Origin of the sequence: Halorubrum miltondacostae, from assembly GCF_041379815.1 — an archaeon.
GTDB classification, from domain to species: Archaea; Halobacteriota; Halobacteria; order Halobacteriales; family Haloferacaceae; genus Halorubrum; species Halorubrum miltondacostae.
In genome coordinates, this window is sequence record NZ_JBEDNY010000001.1 from 677,010 (window position 1) to 698,680 (window position 21,671).

23 protein-coding genes and 1 pseudogene are annotated in these 21,671 nt (G+C 71.8%); 11 read left to right on the forward strand and 13 right to left on the reverse strand.

Annotation, left to right across the window (positions count from 1 at the left end; all coding sequences use genetic code 11):
* Window positions 1-70: 70 nt before the first annotated feature.
* Window positions 71-2,524, reverse strand: coding sequence for a DUF2309 domain-containing protein (locus tag ABNG04_RS03675; RefSeq protein WP_371160136.1), 2,454 nt, complete (start codon window positions 2,522-2,524; stop codon window positions 71-73).
* Window positions 2,514-3,995 (reverse strand): proton-conducting transporter transmembrane domain-containing protein, encoded by a 1,482-nt coding sequence (locus tag ABNG04_RS03680; protein WP_371160138.1) that lies wholly within the window; start codon window positions 3,993-3,995, stop codon window positions 2,514-2,516. Before ABNG04_RS03680 ends, ABNG04_RS03675 begins: the two co-directional genes overlap by 11 nt.
* Window positions 3,996-4,261: 266 nt before the next feature.
* On the opposite strand from ABNG04_RS03680, the gene ABNG04_RS03685 reads away from it, so the two are divergent.
* Window positions 4,262-5,278: an amidohydrolase family protein gene (locus ABNG04_RS03685; protein ID WP_371160140.1), complete on the forward strand. Its 1,017-nt coding sequence runs from the start codon at window positions 4,262-4,264 to the stop codon at window positions 5,276-5,278.
* A gap of 54 nt (window positions 5,279-5,332) precedes the next feature.
* On the opposite strand, the gene ABNG04_RS03690 is transcribed toward ABNG04_RS03685, so the two are convergent.
* Window positions 5,333-5,812, reverse strand: a complete 480-nt coding sequence (locus ABNG04_RS03690; protein WP_371160142.1) for an Lrp/AsnC family transcriptional regulator — start codon at window positions 5,810-5,812, stop codon at window positions 5,333-5,335.
* 123 nt (window positions 5,813-5,935) lie between these two features.
* Here ABNG04_RS03690 and ABNG04_RS03695 point away from each other — a divergent pair, with 123 nt between their 5' ends.
* The 5 genes from ABNG04_RS03695 (at window position 5,936) to ABNG04_RS03715 (ending at window position 8,001) form a co-directional block, all read left to right on the forward strand.
* Window positions 5,936-6,334 carry an acyl-CoA thioesterase gene (locus ABNG04_RS03695; RefSeq protein WP_371160143.1) on the forward strand — a complete coding sequence of 133 codons (399 nt, stop codon included), beginning with the start codon at window positions 5,936-5,938 and terminating at the stop codon, window positions 6,332-6,334.
* Between the two features lie 121 nt (window positions 6,335-6,455).
* Complete coding sequence (locus tag ABNG04_RS03700) at window positions 6,456-6,695, forward strand: glutaredoxin family protein (protein WP_371160145.1); 240 nt, start codon at window positions 6,456-6,458, stop codon at window positions 6,693-6,695.
* Window positions 6,692-7,225, forward strand: coding sequence for a cob(I)yrinic acid a,c-diamide adenosyltransferase (locus ABNG04_RS03705; RefSeq protein WP_371160146.1), 534 nt, complete (start codon window positions 6,692-6,694; stop codon window positions 7,223-7,225). The genes ABNG04_RS03700 and ABNG04_RS03705 overlap by 4 nt, the downstream gene beginning before the upstream one ends.
* Window positions 7,226-7,282: 57 nt before the next feature.
* Window positions 7,283-7,609, forward strand: coding sequence for a cupin domain-containing protein (locus tag ABNG04_RS03710; protein WP_371160148.1), 327 nt, complete (start codon window positions 7,283-7,285; stop codon window positions 7,607-7,609).
* Window positions 7,609-8,001 (forward strand): rhodanese-like domain-containing protein, encoded by a 393-nt coding sequence (locus ABNG04_RS03715; RefSeq protein ID WP_371160149.1) that lies wholly within the window; start codon window positions 7,609-7,611, stop codon window positions 7,999-8,001. Before ABNG04_RS03710 ends, ABNG04_RS03715 begins: the two co-directional genes overlap by 1 nt.
* Window positions 8,002-8,022: 21 nt before the next feature.
* Here the strand turns inward: ABNG04_RS03715 and ABNG04_RS03720 are convergent, their stop codons facing one another.
* Entirely contained in the window at window positions 8,023-8,931 is a 909-nt protein-coding gene (locus ABNG04_RS03720; protein ID WP_371160150.1) for a Vms1/Ankzf1 family peptidyl-tRNA hydrolase, read from the reverse strand.
* A 205-nt stretch (window positions 8,932-9,136) separates the two neighbouring features.
* Between ABNG04_RS03720 and ABNG04_RS03725 the strand changes: the two genes are divergently transcribed.
* Window positions 9,137-9,790: a PH domain-containing protein gene (locus tag ABNG04_RS03725; RefSeq protein WP_371160152.1), complete on the forward strand. Its 654-nt coding sequence runs from the start codon at window positions 9,137-9,139 to the stop codon at window positions 9,788-9,790.
* Entirely contained in the window at window positions 9,787-10,317 is a 531-nt protein-coding gene (locus ABNG04_RS03730) for a PH domain-containing protein (RefSeq protein WP_371160154.1), read from the forward strand. Before ABNG04_RS03725 ends, ABNG04_RS03730 begins: the two co-directional genes overlap by 4 nt.
* Before the next feature lie 36 nt (window positions 10,318-10,353).
* Here ABNG04_RS03730 and ABNG04_RS03735 read toward each other — a convergent pair whose 3' ends face one another.
* The 4 genes and pseudogenes from ABNG04_RS03735 to ABNG04_RS03750 form a co-directional block, all read right to left on the reverse strand.
* Window positions 10,354-11,139: a TSUP family transporter gene (locus ABNG04_RS03735; protein WP_371160156.1), complete on the reverse strand. Its 786-nt coding sequence runs from the start codon at window positions 11,137-11,139 to the stop codon at window positions 10,354-10,356.
* Window positions 11,140-11,364: 225 nt separating this feature from the next.
* The gene (locus ABNG04_RS03740) at window positions 11,365-11,709 is read right to left on the reverse strand and encodes a DUF5802 family protein (RefSeq protein WP_049930796.1); all 345 of its coding nucleotides are present in this window, start codon (window positions 11,707-11,709) and stop codon (window positions 11,365-11,367) included.
* Between the two features lie 82 nt (window positions 11,710-11,791).
* Window positions 11,792-12,580: a helix-turn-helix transcriptional regulator gene (locus tag ABNG04_RS03745; RefSeq protein ID WP_371160158.1), complete on the reverse strand. Its 789-nt coding sequence runs from the start codon at window positions 12,578-12,580 to the stop codon at window positions 11,792-11,794.
* 108 nt (window positions 12,581-12,688) lie between these two features.
* Window positions 12,689-13,621: pseudogene (locus tag ABNG04_RS03750) on the reverse strand (NADP-dependent phosphogluconate dehydrogenase); the annotation flags it as partial.
* A 182-nt stretch (window positions 13,622-13,803) separates the two neighbouring features.
* Between ABNG04_RS03750 and ABNG04_RS03755 the strand changes: the two are divergent.
* A complete protein-coding gene (locus ABNG04_RS03755) occupies window positions 13,804-14,280 on the forward strand; it encodes a cupin domain-containing protein (RefSeq protein ID WP_371160159.1) in 477 nt (158 codons plus the stop codon).
* 29 nt (window positions 14,281-14,309) lie between these two features.
* Here the strand turns inward: ABNG04_RS03755 and ABNG04_RS03760 are convergent, their stop codons facing one another.
* The gene (locus ABNG04_RS03760) at window positions 14,310-15,548 is read right to left on the reverse strand and encodes a threonine synthase (RefSeq protein WP_371160161.1); all 1,239 of its coding nucleotides are present in this window, start codon (window positions 15,546-15,548) and stop codon (window positions 14,310-14,312) included.
* 165 nt (window positions 15,549-15,713) lie between these two features.
* Between ABNG04_RS03760 and ABNG04_RS03765 the strand changes: the two genes are divergently transcribed.
* Entirely contained in the window at window positions 15,714-16,493 is a 780-nt protein-coding gene (locus ABNG04_RS03765; RefSeq protein WP_371160163.1) for a helix-turn-helix domain-containing protein, read from the forward strand.
* A 23-nt stretch (window positions 16,494-16,516) separates the two neighbouring features.
* On the opposite strand, the gene gcvPB is transcribed toward ABNG04_RS03765, so the two are convergent.
* The 4 genes from gcvPB to fen form a co-directional block, all read right to left on the reverse strand.
* A complete protein-coding gene (gene gcvPB / locus ABNG04_RS03770; protein WP_371160164.1) occupies window positions 16,517-17,947 on the reverse strand; it encodes an aminomethyl-transferring glycine dehydrogenase subunit GcvPB in 1,431 nt (476 codons plus the stop codon).
* Window positions 17,947-19,275 (reverse strand): aminomethyl-transferring glycine dehydrogenase subunit GcvPA, encoded by a 1,329-nt coding sequence (gcvPA, locus tag ABNG04_RS03775; RefSeq protein WP_371160165.1) that lies wholly within the window; start codon window positions 19,273-19,275, stop codon window positions 17,947-17,949. Before gcvPA ends, gcvPB begins: the two co-directional genes overlap by 1 nt.
* 172 nt (window positions 19,276-19,447) lie before the next feature.
* Window positions 19,448-19,828: a glycine cleavage system protein GcvH gene (gene gcvH / locus ABNG04_RS03780; protein ID WP_371160167.1), complete on the reverse strand. Its 381-nt coding sequence runs from the start codon at window positions 19,826-19,828 to the stop codon at window positions 19,448-19,450.
* A gap of 235 nt (window positions 19,829-20,063) precedes the next feature.
* Window positions 20,064-21,041, reverse strand: a complete 978-nt coding sequence (fen, locus tag ABNG04_RS03785; protein ID WP_371160168.1) for a flap endonuclease-1 — start codon at window positions 21,039-21,041, stop codon at window positions 20,064-20,066.
* A 145-nt stretch (window positions 21,042-21,186) separates the two neighbouring features.
* Between fen and ABNG04_RS03790 the strand changes: the two genes are divergently transcribed.
* On the forward strand, window positions 21,187-21,609 hold the full coding sequence (locus ABNG04_RS03790; protein WP_371160169.1) for a hypothetical protein: 423 nt from the start codon (window positions 21,187-21,189) through the stop codon (window positions 21,607-21,609).
* Window positions 21,610-21,671: the final 62 nt, after the last annotated feature.

Consider the following 21,671-nt stretch of genomic DNA (forward strand, 5'->3'; position numbering starts at 1 on the left):
CTCGCCGCGCGCCCGCGATGGCGGACGGGTTCGCGCGACGAAACGTCGGGTTCGCAAGGGGCCGACCCCCTCAGTCGTCGGCGGCGGCCGGGGGCTTCGTCGGCGCCGACCGCGGCTCGGCGTCATCGGACGCAGGCGTCCACGCCAGTTCCTCGTCGTAGCGGAACGCGCGGTGGTCCCGCGTGGGGTCGACGACCGTCAGCGAGAGCCAGTCGTTGTCCAGGAGTTCGGCCACCGCGCCGTTGTCGGCGAGCACGTCCATCACGCGGTCGACGGGCGCGTGGACGACCGTCGAGAGGCGGAGTGGCTGGTGGTACGGCGTGTCGGCGGCGGCCTTGACCGACTGGAGCGGCAGGCCCGTCATCAGGTCGCCCCCGTTCCCTTGGTAGACGCCGACGTTACCGACGGGGTTTTGCGTCACCTTCGAGCCGCTCCCGTACGCCGCGTTGTCCACCGTCGAGAAGTAGTACTGCGCGTTGATCCACTGCGTGACGACCATCGGCCCGGCGAGGATCGCCTCGAGGGCGTCGCCGTCGGGGTCGGTCGCCCAGTCGTACGAGTGGAGGAAGGCGCGCCCGTCGAGGTCGAGGTCGCTCGTCAGCTCCCGGGGGCCGATCACGAACCCGGCGTTGCCGGCCAACCCCCACTCGGGGCGCGTCTCGGCCCAGTCGCCGGCGCGGCGCTCGGCCTCCCGCACGCTCGTGGCGTCGGCGGTCGACGACCCGAGCCCGACGCGCTCGGCTGTCGCGCGCTTCCGGGCGACGTCGAGGTCCGCGCGCAGCCGCTCCACGTCGCCCGCGTGCGAGTCGGGCACGCCGCCGTCGTACAGCTCGACCTCGTCGGTCGTCGTGTTGTGCTCGGCGGCGAGGAAGACGGTGTCGTCGGGCACGTCGTGGCCGCGCTCGCGCAGCCCGTCCCTGACCGCGGGGTCGTTACAGATCGCCGCGAGGACGCGGGCGTTCGGCCCGCCGGGGTTGCCGGCGCACGCGCCGCAGTCCAGGCTCGACCCATGGGGGTTGTTCGCCGTCTCGGCCGCGTGGCCGGTGAAGACGACGAGGCGGCCGAACGCCTCCCATCCCATGAGTTCGAACGCGGTCGCGGCGTACTCGACCCGCTCCTCATGGGTCAGCCCGACGGGGAGCCCGTCGGAGGCGTCGTCCTCCCCGTGGAGGCCCGGTTCGCAGAACTCGTGATCGTCCGGCACCGCGTCGTCCGCGCTCGCGAGGAAGTCGTACACCCGACCGGGGAGGAGCGTGCGCGCCGCGAGCGCGAGCCCGTACCCGCTCCCGGCCCCCTCGACGAAGCTGAACGCGGTCGCGGGGTTCGAGCGCAGCGTCTCGATCACCGACTCGGCGGTCTCGCGGATGCTCGTGAGACGGTCGCGGCTCGCCCGCGTCTCGCCGTCCGTCGGGACCTCCGAGACGCGATGTTGCGGGTCGAGGATGGGCGGACAGGCGTCGACGGACACCGCGGCGTCGTACCCGCGGTACTCGATCGGGACGCCGAAGAAGCCGGCGTAGCCGTGCGTTTCGTAGTCGCCGGTCGCCTCGACGTGCCGGCGGATCACCTCCGAGCGCGTGTCGATACAGAAGACGAGCTGGGCGGCCGGCCGCTCCGCGTCGTCGCCCTCGTCGAGGGCGTCGCTCCCGTCGAGCCCCTCGCTCTCGGCGGCGACGCGGTCGACGAGCTCGCCGCGGTAGCCGGCCTCCCACGCGCTCAGGAACGCCGCGGCGATCTCGTCGCTCGCAGCCAGTTCCCCGGCGTCCGCCTCGGGCGGCGGCGAGAGGTCGGTGTCGAAGGCGTCCGCCAGCGCGAGCCGCACCGCGAGGTAGCCGGTCAGCGTGATCGGGTACGCGGACTGCCACGCACCGTCGTCGGCGGCGCGCCGCTTGAGCAGCCCGGTCCAGCCGGGGAGCGCGGCGAACTGCGCCTCGAAGATCGGCTCCCACTGGTCTCTCGGGTACGCGTCCAGCGCGGCCTCGATCGCCTCGGTGGGGGCGTCCGGCAGGTCGGCGACGAGGCCTCCGTCCGGGACCTCGTCGTCGTACGCCGCCACCGACCGGAACGCGTCGTAGAAGCCCGCCTCGCGGTTCGGCATCGACCACTCCGCGCGCCCCTCGTCGAGGAAGGCGGACAGCCACTTCGTCAGCACGCGGTCGACGCGCTCCGCCGCGGAGTCCGTTTGCGCTCTCTCGCCGGCTTCGTCCGGCTCGTCCGCCTCTTCCGCGGCCGCCAGCCGCTCCAGCAGGCGTTCGGTATCGGCGTCGAACCCGCGCTCGATCAGTTCCGCGTCGAGCCGCTCGCGGTCGATCCGACCCTCGTCGAGCGCCGCCCGGAACGTCTCGGCGCGCGGATAGCCGCGGCCGCCGAAGCGGTCGGCCGCCCGGCTCACGGCCTCCTCGAACGGGCGGTCCTCGAAGCCGGAGAGGGGGTTCGCGGTGACGAACGAGTGGATCGGCCAGACCGAGCCGACGCTGCTCGCCGCCTCGTCGACCGCGGCGTCGACCGCGTTGTCAGTACTCATCGTACTCCTCCGTGGCGGTCACGACAGTGTCCGGAGCGGGCCGTCCGGCGTTCAACAGCGCGACGTAGAGGCGCTCGCTGCGCTCGTAGACGCCGGTGTCGATCGCGAGGTACGCCGCGAGGAAGGCGACCGCGACGAGCGCGTGGAGCGCGGTCAGTTCGGTCGGCGCGGAGACCAGTGGGAGCCCGGCGAGGAGCCCCGAGACGGCCTGGTAGGCGAGCGCGTACACCGCGATGGCCGGGAGGGCGACCAGCGGGACCACCGCGTAGCGCGCCGGCCTCGACGAGGTGGCGTGACGGGCGGCGCTCCGGGCCGCGTGGAGCGTCGTGAGCGCGACGAACCCGGCCAGCAGCAGGCCGCTGTCGAGGCTCGTCCCCTTCCCAGTCAGCACCGCGAACGTCGCGCCGCCGGCGACCCCGGTCACCAGCGCGACTGCGGCCCCGACGACTGTCGTTCCCGCCGACTCGGTCTCGGTCGGCGCGGCGCGCTCCACCTCGCCGCCCGCGCTGAGGAAGTGATACGCCTTGTAGAAGCCGTGTAACACGAGGTGCGTGACCGCGGCGGCGAAGAAGCCGAGCCCGGCCTGAACGATCATGAAGCCCATCTGTCCGATCGTCGAGCAGCCGAGTTCGCCCTTCACGTCCGAGCGGACGGTCTTGAGCAGCTTCCCCGCGAGGGCGCTCGTCGCGCCGACGACCACGATGCCGAGCATGAGCCACGTCTCGACGGTCACGACGGGCGCGAAGCGGGTCAGCAGGATCCCGCCCGCGTTGACGAACCCGGCGTGCATCAGCGCCGAGGCGGGCGTGGGCGCGGTCATCGAGGAGAGGAGCCAGCCGTGGAACGGGACGAGCGCCGACTGGATCATCGCCGCGAGGACCAGCGCGCCCGCGGCGACGAGCCACGCGGGCCCGCCGAGGGCGTCGGCGTTCGCGGCGATCCCGGAGACCGTCGTCGCGCCGGTGGCCCACCACAGCGCGGTCAGGGCGACGCCGAGGAGCGCGCTGCTGGCGAGGAAGGACCGCCGGGCGACGCTCGCGGCGGCGCGCGCCTGCGGCCACCCCTCGGCGGTCCCCACGAGGCCCGCCATCAGGAGTCCCATCGCCAGCCAGCACAGCCAGAACAGCGCGAGGTGGTCGGCCGCGACGAGGGCCATCACGGCGAGCGTGAACGCGAAGACGGTGCCGAAGAACTTCGTCTCGTGGGCGTCCCCGGCCATGTAGCGCCGGGAGTAGCTGTGAACGATGCCGCTGAAGAACGTCACCACCAGCCACAACAGGACGGTGAGGCCGTCGACGGCGAGCACGCCGGGGAGCTCCCACGGCCCGCCGAGTCGGAGTCGGACCGCCAGCACGGCGAGGCTCGCGGCGAACAGCGACCACGCGAGCCACGTTAGTGCGGCGGGGACAGACGATGTGTCCGTCGTCTCCCGGAGCGCTCCGACCGTCGGTTTCGAGGTGCGTCCTGACATCGTTCAGTCCGTCACGCGACCGCTCCCGGCTCAGGCGACGCGCCTGAATCCGGATTCGGTCGCATCTACTACTCTTTGAGAACACTATGTGTATTAAATCTGCTTCTATTCACAAAACGTTCGAATAAAGCGCATTATAGAACGTTATGGTTATCCCGCGTCGGCTGGGCGGCCGCCGAGGGAGTCGTCTCTCCCCGGCCCGCTTCCCGAATCGCTCGCGATCTCCACTCAGGAAATCATATCGTTCCTCGGACCGGAGGGAGGGTATGGAAGAAGTCTCGGGGACCGTCCTCGTCGGAGAGTCGTTCGATCCCGTCCGGGGACGCGTCGTCGTCGACGAGGGGCGGATCGAGGCGGTCGAGGAGACGGAAACGGACTCCTCGGCCATCGTGGTGCCGGCGTTCGTCAACGCACACACGCACTTGGGCGACTCCGTCGCGAAGGATGCGGCCGTCGGCCTCTCGCTCGACGAGGCGGTCGCGCCGCCGGACAGCCTGAAACACCGCCGGCTGGCGGCCGCCGACCGCGACGAGCTCGTGTCCGCGATGCGGCGGACGCTCCGGCTCATGGCGCAGACCGGGACGGTGTCCTGTCTGGACTTCCGCGAGTCGGGCCCGGCCGGCGCGCGGGCGCTCCGCGACGCGGCGGCGGGCGTCGACGTCGACCCGTTCGTCTTCGGGAGCGGCGACCCCGCAGTCCTCGACGTCACCGACGGCTACGGGGCCTCCGGCGCGAACGACGACGATTTCGCCGCAGAGCGGGCCGCCTGCGAGGAGCGCGACGCCCCCTTCGCGATCCACGCCGGCGAACCGGACGCGACCGACATCCACCCCGCGCTCGACTTGGACCCGGACCTGCTCGTCCACATGGTCCACGCCGAGGGGGACCACCTGGAACGCGTCGCGGAGGCGTCGGTCCCCGTCGCGGTCTGCCCGCGGGCGAACGCGGTGCTCGACGTCGGCAAAGCGCCGCTGCGCGAGCTGCTCGACCACACGACCGTCGCGCTCGGCACCGACAACGTCATGCTGAACCCGCCGTCGATGTTCCGGGAGATGGCGGACGCCGAGATGCGGTTCGACGTGACCGCCGAGGAGGTGCTGCGGATGGCGACCGCCGCCGGGGCCGAGATCGCCGGGCTGGACTGCGGCGTCATCGAGCCCGACCGGCGGGCGGCGCTGCTCGTCCTCGACGGCGACTCGGACAATCTCGCCGGCTCGGTTGACCCGGTTCGCGCGGTCGTCCGGCGGGCGACGGCGCTCGACGTCGAGCGCGTCGTCGTCTGACCGGGCCCCTCGCCCGACCGCCTCTCCGCTCTTCCGTCGACCGCCTCGCCCCGCTCACTCGTCGCCGTGACGCTCGGCGTCGAACTTCCCGAAGGGCGTCGTCTCGTGGGTCCGCACGAGCACCTCGTCGGCGACGGTGACGCCCATGTCGAGGAGCGCCTGCGCCACGGGCGTGATGTCGCTGTCCGACTCGCCCACGACCGTCACGAGGAGGTTCTGCTCGCCGGTGACCAGCTCTTGGACCGACACGACGCCGTCGATGTCGAGGATGTCGGGGATGAGCTCGCCCCGCTCCGGGATGGAAGCGGTACAGTACAGCAGCATCCGGAGGGGGTACCCCGAGCGCTGGTAGTCGACGCTGGCGCTGTATCCCTTGATCACGCCCTCCGACTCCAGCCGTTGGATGCGCTTGCGGACGGTGCTGTCCGAGGTGCCGGTCCGCTCCGCGATGTCCCCGGACGAGGCGTTTCGGGCGTCCTCCTGGAGCGCGTACAGGATCGCGCTGTCGACCTCGTCGATCGCTCCGTCGTTCATACCGGCGTGTCGTGGTACAGCCGCTTTATTATTACACATCGTCCGGGCGCTCCGCGGTCGCGGGCGAGACCGAAGCGAGCCGGGTCTCGATGGCTACATAGGGTCCCCGCCAGTGGGTCGGACATGGCACCTTACACCGTGGACATCGACGTGCGGTTCCGCGACATCGACGCGCTGGGCCACGTCAACAACGCCGTCTACGCGACGTACGTCGAGCAGGCCCGGACGCGGTACTTCCGCGACGTGCTCGACGTCGACATCTCCCAGTCATCGAACGTGCTGGCGTCCCTGTCGATCGACTTCCGCCGGCCGATCGAACTGCCCGACGACGACGTGACCGTGACCGTCGAGCTCGCCGACCTGGGTCGGTCGAGCGCGACGATGACCCACGAGATCCGCGTCGGCGACGCGGTCGCCGCGGAGGCCGAGGCGACGATCGTCGCGCTGGACCCGGAGACGGGTGAGCCCGCCCCGATCCCCGAGTCGCACCGCACCGCGATGGAGTCGTACCACGACCTCTGAGCCGGCGAGCGCTCACCCGACGACCGCCGAGACGACGAGCGCCGAGACGGTGAGCCGAGAGCGCGCCCCGCGGCCGCCGACGGACGCACACCTTCTTGACTCCGCGGACGGATCGATCGGTATGACCGTTCGACTGTACGCCCTCGACGGGTGTCCGTGGTGCGAGAAGGCGGCAGACGCGCTCGACGACGCCGGCGTCGCGTACGAGACGGAGTGGGTCGACGCGCTCCACTCGGCCCGCAACGAGGTCAAGCGCGTCAGCGGCCAGCGCGGTGTCCCCGTCCTCGTCGACGAGGAACACGGCGTGACGATGGCGGAGAGCGCGAACATCGTCGAGTACGTCGAGAGGACCCTCGCATGAGCATCTACACCGGCCGCGGCGACGAGGGGGAGACCGACCTCCGGGACATGAGCCGGGTGTCGAAGTCGAGCCACCGCATCGAGGCGTACGGCTCCGTCGACGAGGCGAACGCCCTGCTCGGGACGGTCCGGCCCACGGGCCACGACGATGTCGACGACCTGCTGGAGACGATCCAGAACCACCTCCACATCGTCCAGGCGGACCTCGCGAACCCCGACCCCGACCCGGACGACCCCCAGGTCGAGAGCGACCACACCGCGACGCTGGAGGACCGCATCGACGCGTTCGACGAGGAACTGGAGCCGCTCCAGTCGTTCATCCTCCCGGGCGGCGGCGAGGCGGGGGCGGCGCTCCACCACGCGCGCGCCGTGGTCCGGCGCGCGGAGCGGCGCGTCGTCGACCTGGCGCGCTCGGAACCGATCAACGAGGCGGTCGTCACCTATCTCAACCGACTCTCGGACCTCCTCTTCACGCTCGGACGGGCCGTCAACGCGCGCGACGGCGAGCCCGAGGAGTCGCCGACATACTGAGCCCCGTCGCCCGCGGCCGAACGCGCGATTTTTCCCCGTCCCGCGCCACGTACGGGTATGACACTCGACAGTTACGCGGCGGCGGTCGCCGATCTCGACCCGGATCGCGGCGCGGTCGAGACGGCCGAGCTCGTCGTCACCGACGACGTGCTCGTGAAGGCGTTCGTCCTCGGCCCGGACGCGACGGTCGAGCCGCACGAACACGCCGACGCCACGAACGTGTTCCACGTCGTGGAGGGCGAGCCGACCGTGATCCGCGACGGCGAGGAAGAGTCGCTCGCGGCCCCGGCCGTGGTGGAGAACGCGCGCGGCGCGGTCCACGGCGCACGCAACGACACCGACGATCGAGCCGTCTTGACGGCCAGCATCGCGCCGCTCAACTGATGGACGGCGAAATCGATCCCGAGGAGCTGTCGGCGCTGCTAGACGCGCGCGACGACGGCTCCGCCGACGAGTCGCTCCGCATCGTCGACATCCGCGACCAGCGCGCGTTCGATCGGGGCCACCTCCCCGACAGCGAGTGTATCCCGTTCCCGGAGCTGACGAACCGGGTCGCCGAACTCGAAGACAGCGACCGCATCGTCACCGTCTGCCCCCACGGCGTCGCCAGCCAGCAGGCGGCCCAGCTCATCGGTAGCTACGAGGGGACCCAGGAGGCGCGCGTCGAGAGCCTCCGCGGCGGCATCGAGGCGTGGGAGCAGGAGATCGGCGACCTGCCCGCGTCGGACGAGCCGGCCGCCGGCGACCCCGACGAGGGGCCCGAGAGCCCGTTCTGACGCGAAGCGGTCGCCACCGGATCAGATCGCGCGGATCCGCACCCGCCAGAAGTCGCGGAACGCGTCGTTGAGCGCCGCCTCCGGCTTCCCGGTGGCGTCCGACACGTCGGTGACGTCGGCGCGATCGCGTACGCGCCCCAACACGCTGCGCTCGCCGACGACGATCACGCGGTCGAGGTCGCCCTCCGCCGCGACCCCGGCGAGCGCCTCGTCGGCCCGGCCGAGATGGTCGTCGATCTGCCCCTCCCGGCGGCGCTCGAAGCGCCCCTGCGAGAAGCCGCCCTTCGAGTGCGCCTCCTTCACGTCGGTGGTGAACCCCTCGAAGGCGACCCGTTCGTCGCCCTCGTACGTGCCGACGGCGAAGGTGTCGGACCGGACGACGGCGAACGCGAAGCGGCCGGTTGGGCGGAACCACGCGTCGTCGAGCCGGAACCGGTCGTCCCACCGATCGAACGGCTCGGGCTCGACCGGCGGCGTCAGCGCGGCGCTCACCGCGCCCGTGTCGTCGGCGAGGACGACGGCCGGGGCCGCGCGCCGGACGAGCGCGGTGCGGTCCCCGAACCAGTCGGCGACGCTCGCCGGGACGGAGTCGCCGTCCGGCACATACGCCGTGAGCAGCCCCTCCTCGTCGGTGCTCTCGACCGCTCGAAAGCGGTCGAGGGCATCCGCCAGCCGCGCGCCGCTGCGGTCGCTCACGCGGCGAAAATCGACCGTCTCCTCCGTCCCTTCGGCGCGCTCCACCCGCTCCTCTAGCGACTCGATCCGGTGTTCAAGATCGTTCACGCGCTCCTCGGCGCGCTGCCGGTCGGCGACCGCGTCGGACCGGCGCTCCTCCTCGGCCTCGGCGCGGCGTTCGAGGTGACGCTTCTCCTCTTCTAACTCCTCGATGCGCTCCTTCAACTCGGCGCGCCCGAGCAGCCTGTCGATCATACCCGAACGCCGCTCTCCCGCGACCTAAAAGGTGCGTCTGCGGCGGAGACGGACGCCGCTCTCCGGGCCGTCAGCGCGTCGCGCCACCGTCCGACGCCGTCTCCAGCGCGGCCGTTCGCCGCCGCGTTCGCGTCGCTCGCGTCGCGCGTGACCCATTCGGTGCGTCTCCGCCACCGTTTTGAGGGTTCCCGACGCCTCGGGAGACATGTCGTCTCCGTCCCTCCAGGAAGAACCGAAGACCGGCACCGGCGTCACCGCCGACCTCGACCTCGACTGGCTGTCGCTCGAGGACGACGAGGAGATCCGTTGGGCGAGCACGCCGCACAAGTACAGCGTCGTCCCGGCGCTCCTCGTCGGCATTCCCCTGTCGCTCGTCCTCATCGGGATCCCGATCGTCGCCGCGAGCTACCTCCAGTACAAGAACACGAACTACGTCGTCACGAACAAGGGGCTTTACAGCAAGCGGGGCATCCTCTCGCGGGACGTGAAACAGATCGGGTTCGAGAAGGTACAGAACATCTCCTACTCGCAGTCGGCCATCGGTTCGTCGCTCGGGTACGGGTCGGTCGAGGTCAGCACCGCCGGCGGCTCCGGCGTCGAGCTCCGGTTCCGGAGCATTCCGGATCCGGCGTCGGTCCAGGAGCTGATCGCCAGGGAGATCGACGCCCGAAAGCGGGACAGCGCCGACGGCGACGGCGACGCCGACGACGTGCTCGCCGAAATCCTCGTCGAACTCCGCGCGATCCGCTCCGCGGTCACCGACGACGGTACCGGCGGCGACGTGGAGACGCCGATCGCGACCGGCGAGGACGTCGGCACCGACCGGACCGCGTCGGAGACGGCGCGCGAGGACCGATGACCGGCGACTGGTGGTTTCGACACGACGACGAGACAGTCGTCTGGACGGGCCGCCCGCGGCTGTCGGCGGCGCTCGGCGGGGGCGTCGTCGGCGTCGCGACCGTCGCTGTCGCGCTCCTCGCGGCGGCCGCGGTCGACCCGCGCATCGCCGCGGCGAGCCCGCTGGGCGTCGGCATCGCCGGCTGGGAACTGCTCCGCGTCACACGGACCGACTACGTGGTCACGACCCGAGCGATCTGGTCGAAACGGGGTGTGCTCGGTCGAACGGTCCGTCGCGTCGGGCTGGCACAGGTACAGAACACGGCGTACAGCCAGTCGGTGACCGGTTCGGCGTTCGGGTACGGCACGGTCACGGTCGAAGTCGCCGGCGGGCCGGACCTCGAACTCCGCCGGATCGACGACCCGCAGGCGGTCCGACGGTCGATCACCGATCGGATCGGGACCGCCGACCGCGAGCCACCCGGAACGGTCGAGCAGTGGCGGGCGGTGCTGTCCGTCGTCCGCGACATCGAGGCCGCAGTCGACTGACCGGCGACGACCCCGGCGGAGCGACGATGACACCGGTCAGGCGACGCCCGCGCCGCCGAGCATCAGCCGGATCCCGATGATCGTGAGGAGGCCGAGGACGATCCCCCGCCGGAGCCGCTCACTCACGCGGTCTCGGAGGCGAGTCCCGACGGCGACGCCGGCGACCGCGGGGACCGCGGCGGCGGCCGACGCGAGCGCGAACGCGGCGTCCGGGTAGAGTCCGAGCGCGCCCGCGGCCCCGACGCGAAGGCCGTTGATCCCGACGAATACCAGCGCCACGACCCCGACGAACACCCCGTGCGAGAGGTCGAAGCTCCGGACGAACGCGACCAGTTGGACGCCGACGTTCGTCGCGCCGAACAGGACGCCGGAGACGACGCCCACTGCCCCCATGACGAGCGGTCCTTCGGCGCGCCCGCGGTCGGCCGAGGTCGGCAGCGACGGGAGCGGGACCGCGCGCTGTGCGGTCGCTACGAACCCGAGCGAGACGACGCCGAGCAGGACGCGCAGGGGAGCCACCGGGAGGCGATCGAGCAGCGCCATCCCCGCGAGGGTGCCGACGAGCGCGGCCACGAGCAGCGGTGCGAACCTGGCCCCGCAGGTCCGCAGCTCCTCGAGCGTGAGCTCTCCGACGAGGGCGACGTTCACGGCGAACATCGGGACGATCATGAACGCGACGGCGGCCGCCGGGTCGAGCGTCGACGCGAGCACCGTCGTCCCCACGACCGCGAAGCCGAACCCCGCGACCCCGTTGACGGCGCCCGCGACTGCGACGACGACCGCGACAGTCGCCACCGCTTCGGCCGAGAGCGCGAGCGCCATACCGTTGACACGAGCCGAACCGGCATAATAACACGAGTGCCCGACCAGGCGGCTCCGGAGGGGTCCGCGACCAGATGCTCGAACCATTCTCCCGCCGACGCGGTCGCTATGGCGGTCGGTCCCAGGCGCAATTCGACTCGACGGACGGGCCCGCTCCTCTCGATGTCCGAGCGCTGCCGCCGCGGCCTTCGCCGTTCGTGACTCCCCCAGAAACGCGTCGTCGTCCTACGCGTTCACGAACGGCTCCCACCCCTCCCAGCGGAGGAGCGTCTCGGCGCGGTCGGCGTCCGCCAACAGCACGTTCCGCCGGTCCGGGAGCGTCTCGTCGGCGAGTCCTTGGGGAATCGCGAGCGTGCCGCTCGGTACGTCGTCGTCGCCGCCGACCGGAATGTGGCCGCCGTCGACTTTCATGACGAGCGGGGCGTCGAGTCGCTCGACGCCGTCGCCGTCCGCGTACAGCTGCTCGTTGACGTGTTCGTGGTCCGCCCGCCGGATGACGGCGCGCTCGCCGTCGTGGGGTTCCACGTACAGTTCCCCCAGGTAGTAACCGCTCGAAAATCGCTCGAACATTCTGTGCGTGTTAGTCTCTACCATAGCTATATATAAGCGTTTCCCGTGGCTCACGCGCGCTGAGATTCGGCTCGAACGCCCGTCAGCCCCCGAGCGCGTCGCCGTCGCCCGACTGGTAGTACGCCGCCAGCGGCGTCCCGCGTTCGTGTTGGGCGTCGAACAGGCCGGCGAGCCAGCCGACCGCGTCCGGGTCGTCGTTGGCCGCGTACCCAAGGAAATTGCCCCTATCGCCGTGGATCGCGAGGTATGCCGTCGTGCGGTCCTCGACGGTACTCAGGTACCACGCGAACGGGAGGTCGGTGACGACGCTCATCTCCACCCCGGCGTCGACGATGGAGCGCGCTCGCTCGGGGCTCTCGGCGGCTAGGTAATCCGCGACCCGCTCCGTCAGGACGAACGACAGTTCGAGCGACTCCTCAGCGACGGTGCGTCGGTACAGCGTCGAGACGAACCCCTCGTCATTGGCGGCGACCGACGCCCCTCGGAACCGGTCGGCCGCCTCGGCGACGCGGCGGAGCCGAGTCAGCACCGTCGCCGGCGAGGTGTCGGCTATCGTCACCAGCTCGGCGTCCGCGAAGAACCGGTGGTTGCGCGGCGCCGACGGGAGCTCGTTGAAGACGCCGTCGGACGCCTCGACCACCTCCGCGATCGCGGACGCCTCGTCGACGGTGTCGAGGAGGATCCGGCCGGCGTACGTCGCCTCGTAGCCGTCCGTCCCGCGCTCGATGAGGCCGCCCTCTTCGAGGGCCCGGACCGCGCGATTGACCGTCGACCTGGAGTGCTCGAACTCCTCGACGAGGTCCCGGATCTGTGCGGGACCGTCTGAGAGGCGGACGAGGTACCGTCGACCCGTGAAGGCGAGGTCGAGCACGATCCAAAATATCGGACAGCTATCAGTAATACGTGTCGCTTGAGCAAGACTTCTTGCCGCGACGGGAGTGTGACCGGGTCGGTGCCGCCGTCGTGGCCGCCGGACGGGCTACGCGTCGTCGCGCCGCGCGACCTCGTGGCGGCCGAACCCGTACCGCAGGCGGTTCGCGAGCCGCCGCGAGAAGCGGCCCTCGTTGCGCGAGTCGAACCGCTCCGAGAGCGCCTGATAGATGATCGGCACCGGGACCTCCTGTTCGAGCGCCTCCTCGACGGTCCACGTGCCCGTCGAACCGCCCGCGACGCGGTCCGCCACGTCGCCGAGGTCCGACCCCTCTTCGCGGAACGCCTCCTCGCAGAGCTCCAAGAGCCACGACCGGATCACCGCGCCGTTGTTCCACGTGCGCGCGACCGACTCCATGTCGAGGTCGTAGCGCCCGTCGGCGAGCAGCTCGAACCCCTCGCCGTACGCCTGCATCAGCGCGTACTCGACGCCGTTGTGGACCATCTTCACGTAGTGGCCCGACCCGGACTCGCCCATGCGGTCGTGGCCGTCGGGCCCGGTCGCCACCGCGTCGAAGACGGGGACCATCGTCTCGTAGGCCCACGCCGGACCGCCGATCATCAGCGAGAATCCCGCCTCCGCGCTCGCCGGGCCGCCGGAGGTGCCGCAGTCGAGGTACGCGGCGTCGGTCGCCGCGGCGCGCCGCGTGGACTCCTCGAAGTGGGAGTTGCCGCCGTCGACCACGACGTCGTCGGCGTCGAGGTGCGGCTCCAAGTCGGCGAGCGTGGCGTCGACCGCGTCGCCCGCGGGGACCATCAGCCAGATCCGCTTGCCACCGTCCCCGCCTCCCCCGTCGCCGCCGTCCAGCCGCTCGCAGAGGTCCGCCACGCTGTCCGCGGGCTCCGCGCCGTTCTCAGCCGCCTCCGCGGTCGCCTCCGCCGAGAGGTCGAACGCGACCACGTCGTGGCCGGCCGCCAGCGACCGGTCCGCGACGATCTGCCCCATCCGTCCGAGTCCGATGACCCCGAGTTCCATGCGCGAGGGGTGGCGACCGCCCGCCGTAGTGGTTCCGGTTCACCGGGCGACCTCGGCTCCGATTCGTCCACGAGTGAGCGTCGTCACGCCGCCGCCGCGCCCGCAATCGTCGTCACACCATCGTATATCGCGGCCGAGACGCCGGGCACGTCCCCGAACCTTTTGCCGGCGGGCGGAGTGGCGCGGTCATGGGACGCGTCAACGAAGCCGACCTCGACTGGAGCGAGACGGACCGCGGCGAGACCCGATTCCGGCGGAAACAGCTGGCCGAAGCGGCCGACGGCGAGGCGATCGGCTGTAGCCTCTACGAGCTCCCCGCCGGAGCGAAGTCGTGGCCGTACCACTATCACACCGCCAACGAGGAGGCCCTCTACGTCCTCGCCGGCGAGGCCACCCTCCGTCGCGGGGGCGAGACGGAGTCGATCGCGGCCGGCGACTACGTCTCCTTCGCGGCCGACGAGTCGGGCGCGCACCGCGTCGTCAACGAGGGCGACGAACCCGTGCGCTACCTCGTGCTGTCGACGATGACCGAGCCGGACGTGACGGTGTATCCCGACTCGGGGACGTTCGGCGTCTTCGTCGGGTCGCCGCCCGGCGGCCGCGAAGAGCGCTCGCTGTCCGGGTACTACGACGCCGACGACGACGTCGACTACTGGGAGACGTAGGGCGACCGGAATCGACGCTGCCCGCGAGCTCAGGCTCCGTCGCCCTCGTCCGCCTCGGCCTCCCGCTCGCCGAGGTGCGCGCGCAGCGCGTCCACGTCCTTGTTGCCCGCGCCGGTGTTGAGGAGGACGACGGTGTCGTCGGGGCCGAACTCGCCCCGGTCCGCCAGTTCGAACGCCCCGGACGCGGCGGCGGCGCAGGTCGCGCCCATCTCTAGCCCCTCGGCGCGCGCGACCTCGATGGCGGCGTCGAGGATCTCGCGGTCCGTCGTCGCCACGGCTCCGCCGTCGGACTCGCGGATCGCCTCCAAAATGAGGTGGCTCGCCCCCGGGTCCGGGATCGCGATGCCGTTGCACGCCGTGTCGACCTTGTCGTTCGCGAGCGGCTCGTGGCGCTCCGCACCCGACTCGTAGGCGCGGACGACCGGGGCGCAGCCCGCGGCCTGCGCGGCGTACATCGGCACCAGCTCCTCGGTCCACCCCAGATCTCTGGCCTCCTGGGCGGCCTTGTGTATCCCGACCAGCCCGACGCCACCGCCGGTCGGGTAGACGACGGCGTCCGGGGCCTCCCAGTCGAGCTGCGCCAAGAACTCCAGCGCCATCGTCTTCTTCCCCTCGTGGCGGTACGGCGTGACGAACGTCTTCGTCGAGTACCACTCGGGGTGGTCGTCCATCGCCTCGGCGTAGGCCGCCCCGGCGTCGCCGATCTGGGAGCCGCCGTCCACCGGGTCCGTGACGGTCAGGTCCGCGCCGTGGACCTCCGTCATCGCCTTCTGCGTGAACCCCGCCCGCGAGGGGAGGAACACGTGCGCGTCGAGGTCGGCGCGGGCCGCGTACGCCGCGGCCGCCTGCCCCGCGTTGCCCGCGCTGTTCAGGGCGACCTCGCTCGCGCCGTGCTCGCGCGCCGCCGTCATGGCGGCCGCTTGCCCGCGGTCCTTGAACGTCCCCGTGGGGTTCGCGCCCTCGTCTTTCAGGAGCACGCGACCGACGCCCATCGCGTCCGCGAGTCCCGGACACTCCACGAGCGGCGTCGCCCCCTCGCCGAGCGACACCGCGGTCTCGGCCGGGAACGGGAGGAGTTCGTCGTACCGCCACATCGACCCCTCGGGGCGGGCGTCGAGCGTCTCCGGCGTCAGGTCGATCCGATCGTAGTCGTAGTCGGGGTCGAGGATGCCGTCGCAGTCGGGACACCGGTGCGTCGCCGTCTCCGCGTCGAACGTCGCCCCGCAGTCGACGCAGGTGAGACCGACGAACGCGTCTGTCGTCTCCATGGCGACGCGCTCGCACGCCGGCACCTTCGGTGCTGTGGTCGCGGCGGGTACTTACGTCCGAAACGTATGAAGCGGTACGCCGAGGGGGCCCGCAGTCCTACGGTTACGCGAAATGCCCGACCCAGCGACCGCGGCCGAGCCGTCGACCGAGCCGAGGTGGAAGCGATGAGCCGAACGGAACTGCGACTGGACCTCCCGACCGGCTCGTGGCTCGGGGACGCCTCGCGGGCCGTCCCCTCGGCGACGCTCCGGGTCGCGGAGACGATCGCGGTCGACGACGCGGGCGGCCCCGGCGTCGACGACCGGGTAGAGACCAACGGCAACGCGGCCGCGACCGTGCTCGTCGGCGGCACCGACAGGGACCGCGTCGAGCGCGCGCTCGCCGACCACGACCGCGTCGAACGCGTGACGGCGGTCCGGCGCCGCGGCGACGTCCGCACGCTCCGGGTCGTCGGCGAGGCTCCCGCGTACCTCCCCGCGGCGCGGGCGGTCGGCCTCCCGATCGAATCGGCGGTAGAGGCCGCGGACGGCCGCGCGACCGTGACAGTCGTTGGGGACCAGGATCGGATCGAGGCGTTCGGCCGGCGGCTCGCGAGCGACGGCGTGACGGTGGGGGTCGCCGCGACCGGCACCGACGGCTCCGATCGGACGCTCACCGAGGCGCAGCGCGAGCTCGTCTTCGAGGCGGTCCGGGCGGGGTACTACGACACGCCGCGCCGCTGTACGCTCACGGAGCTGGCGGCGGCGAACGACATCGCGAAGTCGACCTGTAGCGAGACGCTCCACCGCGCGGAGGGGCGCGTGATGCGGCGGTTCGTCGACGGCGACGGGCCGTTCGCCCCGGGCCCGGACATCGAAGGGAGGGCGGCGGTGAACCGATCGCCCTCCGGCGCGGTCGCGCTCGACGCCGACGACGGCGACGCCGACAAGCTCGACGCCGACTAGTCGGGCGCGGGCGTTCGAGCGGCTTACTCCCCGTCGAGCGCCTGCCAAGAGAGCCGCGGGTCCCGCGCGGCGCCGACCTGGTCGATCCGGGCCGCCGCCGTGCGGTTCGGGGCCGCGTCGAGCGCCTCGTCGGTGTCGGCGTACGCGAGGTTGAACGCCTCCGCGAGGTCGTCGAGCGAGGACTGCCCCTCGATCTCCGTCGGCTCGGTCAGCATCGCCTCCGGCACCATCTCCGGCCACTTCGTCGTCGGCGGGTGGACGCCGAAGTCGAGCATGCGCTTGGCGACGTCGGCGGCGTCGCGGTCGCCCGCGGTCGCCGCGAACTCGTGGTGGAAGGGACCGTGCGGCACGTCGAGGTCGATCCGATCGGCGAGGTAGTTCGCGTTGAGGACGGCCTTCGCCGCCGCGTCGGCGAGCCCCTCGTCGCCGAGGCGAGCGATGTACGCGTACGCCTTGATCAGCACGAGCCAGTTGCCCGCGAAGCCGTGGACCCGCCCGATCGTGTGGGCCGGCTCGAAACGTTCGTATCCCGACCCCGCCGTCGACTCGCGCACCCGTGGCGTCGGGAGGAACGGGGCCAGCTCGTCGACGACGCCGACCGGGCCGGCCCCGGGACCGCCGCCGCCGTGGGGAGTCGCGAACGTCTTGTGGACGTTGTAGTGCATCACGTCGAACCCCATGTCGCCGGGCCGGCCGCGGCCGAGCAGCGCGTTGAGGTTCGCGCCGTCGTAGTAGAGCAGACCGCCGGCGTCGTGGACGATGTCGGCGATCTCGGTGATATCGCGCTCGAAGAGCCCCACCGTGTTCGGGTTCGTGAGCATGAGCGCGGCGGTGTCCTCGCCGACGGCCGCCTCCAGCGCCTCGAGGTCGACCCGGCCGTCCTCGCCGGAGGGCAGCTCGACCACGTCGTAGCCGGCGGTCGCGGCGGTGGCGAAGTTCGTCCCGTGGGCCGACGCCGGGATCACCACCTCCGAGCGGTCGTTCCCGAGGTGCTCGTGGTACGCCTTCGTGACGAGGATCCCGGTCAGCTCCCCCGCCGCGCCCGCGGGCGGCTGGAGCGTGACGGCGTCCATCCCGCCGATGTCGGCGAGGGCCTCCTGTAACCGGTACTGGAGTTCGAGGTTCCCCTGCGCGGAGCGGGCGGAGCGGTCGGGGTGGACGGCGGCGTTCGGGTCGGCCGCCACGTCCTCGGTGAACTTGGGGTTGTACTTCATCGTACAGCTCCCCAGCGGGTACGGCCCCGCGTCGATCGCCCAGTTCATCTGCGAGAGCCGGGTGTAGTGACGGGCCGTCTCGGGTTCCGAGGGGTTCGGCAGCGTCAGCTCTTCGCGGGTCAGGTCGTCCGGAAGCGGAGAGTCCTCGCGCACGTCGACCGTCTCCTGGCCCTTCTCCGAGAGCAGCGGCTCCCGGACGTCCTCGTCGCCTCGCTCGTAGTTCGCTTGGTCGTGGATCATCAGAGCACCTCCTCGAAGGCCGCGACGAGGCCGTCCGTCCGCCCGGCGTTCAGGTCCGTGACGCACACCTGGAGCAGGTGGTCGTCGATCGCGTGGACCGCGAACCCCTCGGCCTCCAGGTCCTCGGCGACGGCCGGGGCGGGCTGGTCGACGCGGACCGCGAACTCGCGGAAGTGATGTCGCTCGTGGACGGGCGCGGCCGCGCCCGACAGGTCGTCGATCCGGGCCGCCAGCGCCTCGGCCTCGCGGACGCAGTCGTTCGCGAGGTCGACGAGGCCGTCCGGCCCGAGCGTCGCCGCGTGGATCGCCGCGCGGAGCGCGACCCACGCCTGGTTCGTACAGATGTTCGAGGTGGCCCGCTCCTTGCGGATGTGCTGCTCGCGCGTCTGGAGCGTCAGCGTGTACGCGCGGTCGCCGTTCGCGTCCTCGCTCGCGCCCACGAGCCGGCCCGGGACCTGCCGCAGGAAGTCGTCGCGGCAGGCGAAGAGACCGAGCCCCATCCCGTAGCTGGTCGGCAGCCCGAGCGAGCCGGCCTCGCCGACGACGACGTCAGCGCCGACCGCCGCAGGCGACTCGAGGACCGACAGCGCGACGACGTCGGAGCCGAGCGCGAACAGCGCGTCCGTCTCGTCGGCGACGTCGCCGATCGCCGCGAGCCGCTCCTCGAGGCAGCCGCGGACGGTCGGGCTCTCCGCGTACAGCATGACGACGTCGTCGCCCGCGCGGTCGGCGATCGCGTCGACGTCGGCGGTGCCGTCGGCCATCGGGTACGTCTCGACGGTCAGGTCGGCCCCGTCGCAGTAGTTCTCCAGCACCGCTCGCTTCCCCTCGCGGAGCTGCTCGGGCACGAGGACGGTGTCGCCCGACGTGGACCGGACGCGGTCCGCGAGCGTCGCGGCCTCGCCGAGCGCGGTCGCGGCGTCGTACATCGAGCAGTTCGCGACGTCGAGTCCGGTGAGCTCGACGAGCATCGACTGGTACTCGAACAGCGCTTGGAGGAACCCCTGCGACACCTCCGGCTGGTACTGGGTGTAGCTCGTGAGGAACTCGGCGCGGTCCGAGAGGTGGTCGACGACGCTCGGCACGTAGTGGGCGTAGTGGCCCCGGCCGAGGAACTCCGTGAGGTCGTCGTTGCGCTCGAAGATCCGCGCGCACTCGTCGCGGATCTCGCGTTCCGTCCGCGGCTCGATCCCGAAGTCGCCGTCGAAGGCGACCGACTCGGGGATGTCGAACAGCGCCTCCTCGTCGTCAACACCGATGGCCGCCAGCATCGCCGCGGTCTCCGCGTCGGTGTGGGGCGCGTACGGCGTGCCGTCGGCCCGGCTCATCGGTTCGTCCCGCTCCGTCCGCAATCTGTCGGTCGGTCGTCGGTGGCTCCTCGGGTCGCGGGTCGTCGGTCCACGGGTCGCGTGGAGTCGGAAGATGGCGTGGTCATGATCGTGTGTCCGGGTAGTGGTTCGACCGGGGCCGTCGCCCGCCCCGGGGTCGCGTCGGGGGCGGTCAGGCGATCTGGTCGTCGTACTCGTCGGCGTCGAGGAGCCCCTCGGCGTCGCCTCCCTCTGCGGGCGCGACCTCGAGCATCCAGCCCTCGTCGTACGGGTCCTCGTTGACGAGCTCCGGGCGATCGAACAGCTCCTCGTTGACCGCGACGACTTCGCCCGCGACGGGCGCGTACAGGTCCGAGACGGCCTTGATCGACTCGACGACGCCGAACGCCTCGCCGGCAGCGACCTCGTCGCCGACCGCGGGGAGTTCGACGAACACCACGTCGCCCAGTTCGTCCTGCGCGAAATCGGAGACGCCGATCCGAACCGTGTCTCCGGTCGTCGCCCACTCGTGCGATTCCAAGTACCGTCTGTCGTCGGGAACGTCGAAGCTCATTGGTCAGAGTCGCCGCGGCCCGCTCGGACGCCGGCCCGCGAGGTCACCGGGCCGACAGAGTCGTCGACGGCGACGACTCGACGGCCGGCCACCGCCGGCGTCCGCGATCGGGAGGCGGTCCGCGACACGTGTGTTTCACCCTACTGACGACGAGGGAATAAAAGGTGTGTTCGCGGCGGTCGAGCCGTTACACGCCGCCCCGGACCGTCCGGTCAGATCCGCGCGCCGCGGCCCGTCACGTCCACCGGTCGAGGCCGGTCTGGACCTGCGACTCGGCGATGCGCTCGAACCCCCGCTCGACCTCGTCGGCCGCGACGCCCCACTCGTCGACGACGTACTCGCGGGCGGCGGGCACGTCCGGGTTCACGTCCGTATCGATCGCGACCTTCGTCGCCGGCGGGTCCATGAACAGCTCGCGGATCGCCTCGGCGTTCGGGATCTCGGCGTCGCGGGCGTCGAGGACGCCCCAGAGGTCGCCGTGCTCCGTGACGGCCTTCACCGCCGTCTTCGGCCCGATCCCGCGGACACCTTCGTTGAAGTCGGTGCCACAAAGCATCGCGACGTCGACGAGCCCCTGCCGGTCGAGACCGAGGTCCTCCAGGGTCGCCGCGAGGTCCATCAGCTCCGGGTCGCCCTTGCTCGTCAGCTGCCGGAGGGTCGTCGGCGCGCCGAACAGCAGCGTGTCGTAGTCCTCGCTGCCGGCGTGGTCGACGGTCCCGGCCGCGGCCATCCGCGCGCACTGCGCCTCCCCCTCCGCGGGCGCCTCGACGACCGGCACGTCGAGGCGCTCGAGGAGCTCGCGGGTCGTCTCCTGTATCGTGTCGGTGAGCCGCTGGGTGCGGGCCTCGAGGCGCGCGGCCTCGACCGCGTCGCCGCGCTCCTCGGCGGCCGCCTTGCGTTCCTCGGCCGCCTCGCGCTTCTCGCGCCGCTCGGCCACCTCGTCGGCCTTCAGGTCGGTGACCGCGCCGTCGAACACCATCACCGGAATGAGGTCATGCTCGAAGAACTTCGGGAGCCCCTGGACGACCCCGACGAGGTTCGCGACCTCGACCCCGTCGGCCGTGGTGTACTTCTCGTCCGACGTCCACTTGACAGTCGTCGTGAGGTACCGGTACAGCCAGTTGTGCGCGTCGACGGCGACGACCGACCCTTCGAGCTCCGCGAAGGGGACGTCGCGGATCGACGCGAGGTCGCGCAGATCGGCGTTTCCCATTACCGATCGGTCGTCGCCGCGACGCTTAAATGATCGACTCGCGGAGCCGTCGGCGTGGACGGGCGAGCGCGGCCTCCCCGACGGGAACGAGGCGCACGCCGCACGGCGACACGATTCAAGTTCCGACCGGCCGAACGGCACGCACATGCGCTCCCGCCGCCTCGGCCTCCCCGCGGTCGCCGCCGCCGGAGGCGCGGTCTACGCCGTCGGCGTCCTCTCGTGGATGGTCTCTAACGGCGTGTACTTCGACGGCGACCCGGGCTCGACGGCTGCCGGGGTCGGTTACGCGCTCGGCGGGCTCTGGCTGACCGCGGCCGTCCCGCTGTACCTGCTCGGTCGGGCGTCCGTCGCGTCGCCGCTCCTCGTGACCGCCCTGTCGCTCGCCTCGACCGCCTTCCGGTGGGCCGTCGGGACGCATCTCCACCCGCTCACCTCGCACCTAACCGTCTGGCCGCTGCTGTTCGCGCTCGCGATGGGGGCCGGCGCGGTGGAGGCCCTACTCCGCTCCGGAGCGGACCGCCTGCTCGGCGTCGGCGGGTTGCGCCGACTCTGGAGGCGGCCGGACTGACTGCCGACCGTGCCGGTCGGATCGCCCCAGAACCGCGGTCCGCCGGCGCCCGGGCGGCGGCG

Bases quoted from the DNA above. Each gene is read 5' to 3' on its own strand.
- ABNG04_RS03685 (WP_371160140.1), top strand. From the start codon at position 4,262: ATGGAAGAAGTCTCGGGGACCGTCCTCGTCGGAGAGTCGTTCGATCCC.
- ABNG04_RS03730 (WP_371160154.1), top strand. From the start codon at position 9,787: ATGACCGGCGACTGGTGGTTTCGACACGACGACGAGACAGTCGTCTGG.
- fen (WP_371160168.1), bottom strand. From the start codon at position 21,041: ATGGGAAACGCCGATCTGCGCGACCTCGCGTCGATCCGCGACGTCCCC.
- ABNG04_RS03725 (WP_371160152.1), top strand. From the start codon at position 9,137: ATGTCGTCTCCGTCCCTCCAGGAAGAACCGAAGACCGGCACCGGCGTC.
- ABNG04_RS03790 (WP_371160169.1), top strand. From the start codon at position 21,187: ATGCGCTCCCGCCGCCTCGGCCTCCCCGCGGTCGCCGCCGCCGGAGGC.
- ABNG04_RS03710 (WP_371160148.1), top strand. From the start codon at position 7,283: ATGACACTCGACAGTTACGCGGCGGCGGTCGCCGATCTCGACCCGGAT.
- ABNG04_RS03705 (WP_371160146.1), top strand. From the start codon at position 6,692: ATGAGCATCTACACCGGCCGCGGCGACGAGGGGGAGACCGACCTCCGG.
- ABNG04_RS03760 (WP_371160161.1), bottom strand. From the start codon at position 15,548: ATGGAGACGACAGACGCGTTCGTCGGTCTCACCTGCGTCGACTGCGGG.
- gcvPB (WP_371160164.1), bottom strand. From the start codon at position 17,947: ATGATCCACGACCAAGCGAACTACGAGCGAGGCGACGAGGACGTCCGG.
- ABNG04_RS03675 (WP_371160136.1), bottom strand. From the start codon at position 2,524: ATGAGTACTGACAACGCGGTCGACGCCGCGGTCGACGAGGCGGCGAGC.
- ABNG04_RS03700 (WP_371160145.1), top strand. From the start codon at position 6,456: ATGACCGTTCGACTGTACGCCCTCGACGGGTGTCCGTGGTGCGAGAAG.
- ABNG04_RS03740 (WP_049930796.1), bottom strand. From the start codon at position 11,709: ATGTTCGAGCGATTTTCGAGCGGTTACTACCTGGGGGAACTGTACGTG.
- ABNG04_RS03715 (WP_371160149.1), top strand. From the start codon at position 7,609: ATGGACGGCGAAATCGATCCCGAGGAGCTGTCGGCGCTGCTAGACGCG.
- ABNG04_RS03690 (WP_371160142.1), bottom strand. From the start codon at position 5,812: ATGAACGACGGAGCGATCGACGAGGTCGACAGCGCGATCCTGTACGCG.
- ABNG04_RS03755 (WP_371160159.1), top strand. From the start codon at position 13,804: ATGGGACGCGTCAACGAAGCCGACCTCGACTGGAGCGAGACGGACCGC.
- gcvH (WP_371160167.1), bottom strand. From the start codon at position 19,828: ATGAGCTTCGACGTTCCCGACGACAGACGGTACTTGGAATCGCACGAG.
- gcvPA (WP_371160165.1), bottom strand. From the start codon at position 19,275: ATGAGCCGGGCCGACGGCACGCCGTACGCGCCCCACACCGACGCGGAG.
- ABNG04_RS03720 (WP_371160150.1), bottom strand. From the start codon at position 8,931: ATGATCGACAGGCTGCTCGGGCGCGCCGAGTTGAAGGAGCGCATCGAG.
- ABNG04_RS03735 (WP_371160156.1), bottom strand. From the start codon at position 11,139: ATGGCGCTCGCGCTCTCGGCCGAAGCGGTGGCGACTGTCGCGGTCGTC.
- ABNG04_RS03765 (WP_371160163.1), top strand. From the start codon at position 15,714: ATGAGCCGAACGGAACTGCGACTGGACCTCCCGACCGGCTCGTGGCTC.
- ABNG04_RS03695 (WP_371160143.1), top strand. From the start codon at position 5,936: ATGGCACCTTACACCGTGGACATCGACGTGCGGTTCCGCGACATCGAC.
- ABNG04_RS03680 (WP_371160138.1), bottom strand. From the start codon at position 3,995: ATGTCAGGACGCACCTCGAAACCGACGGTCGGAGCGCTCCGGGAGACG.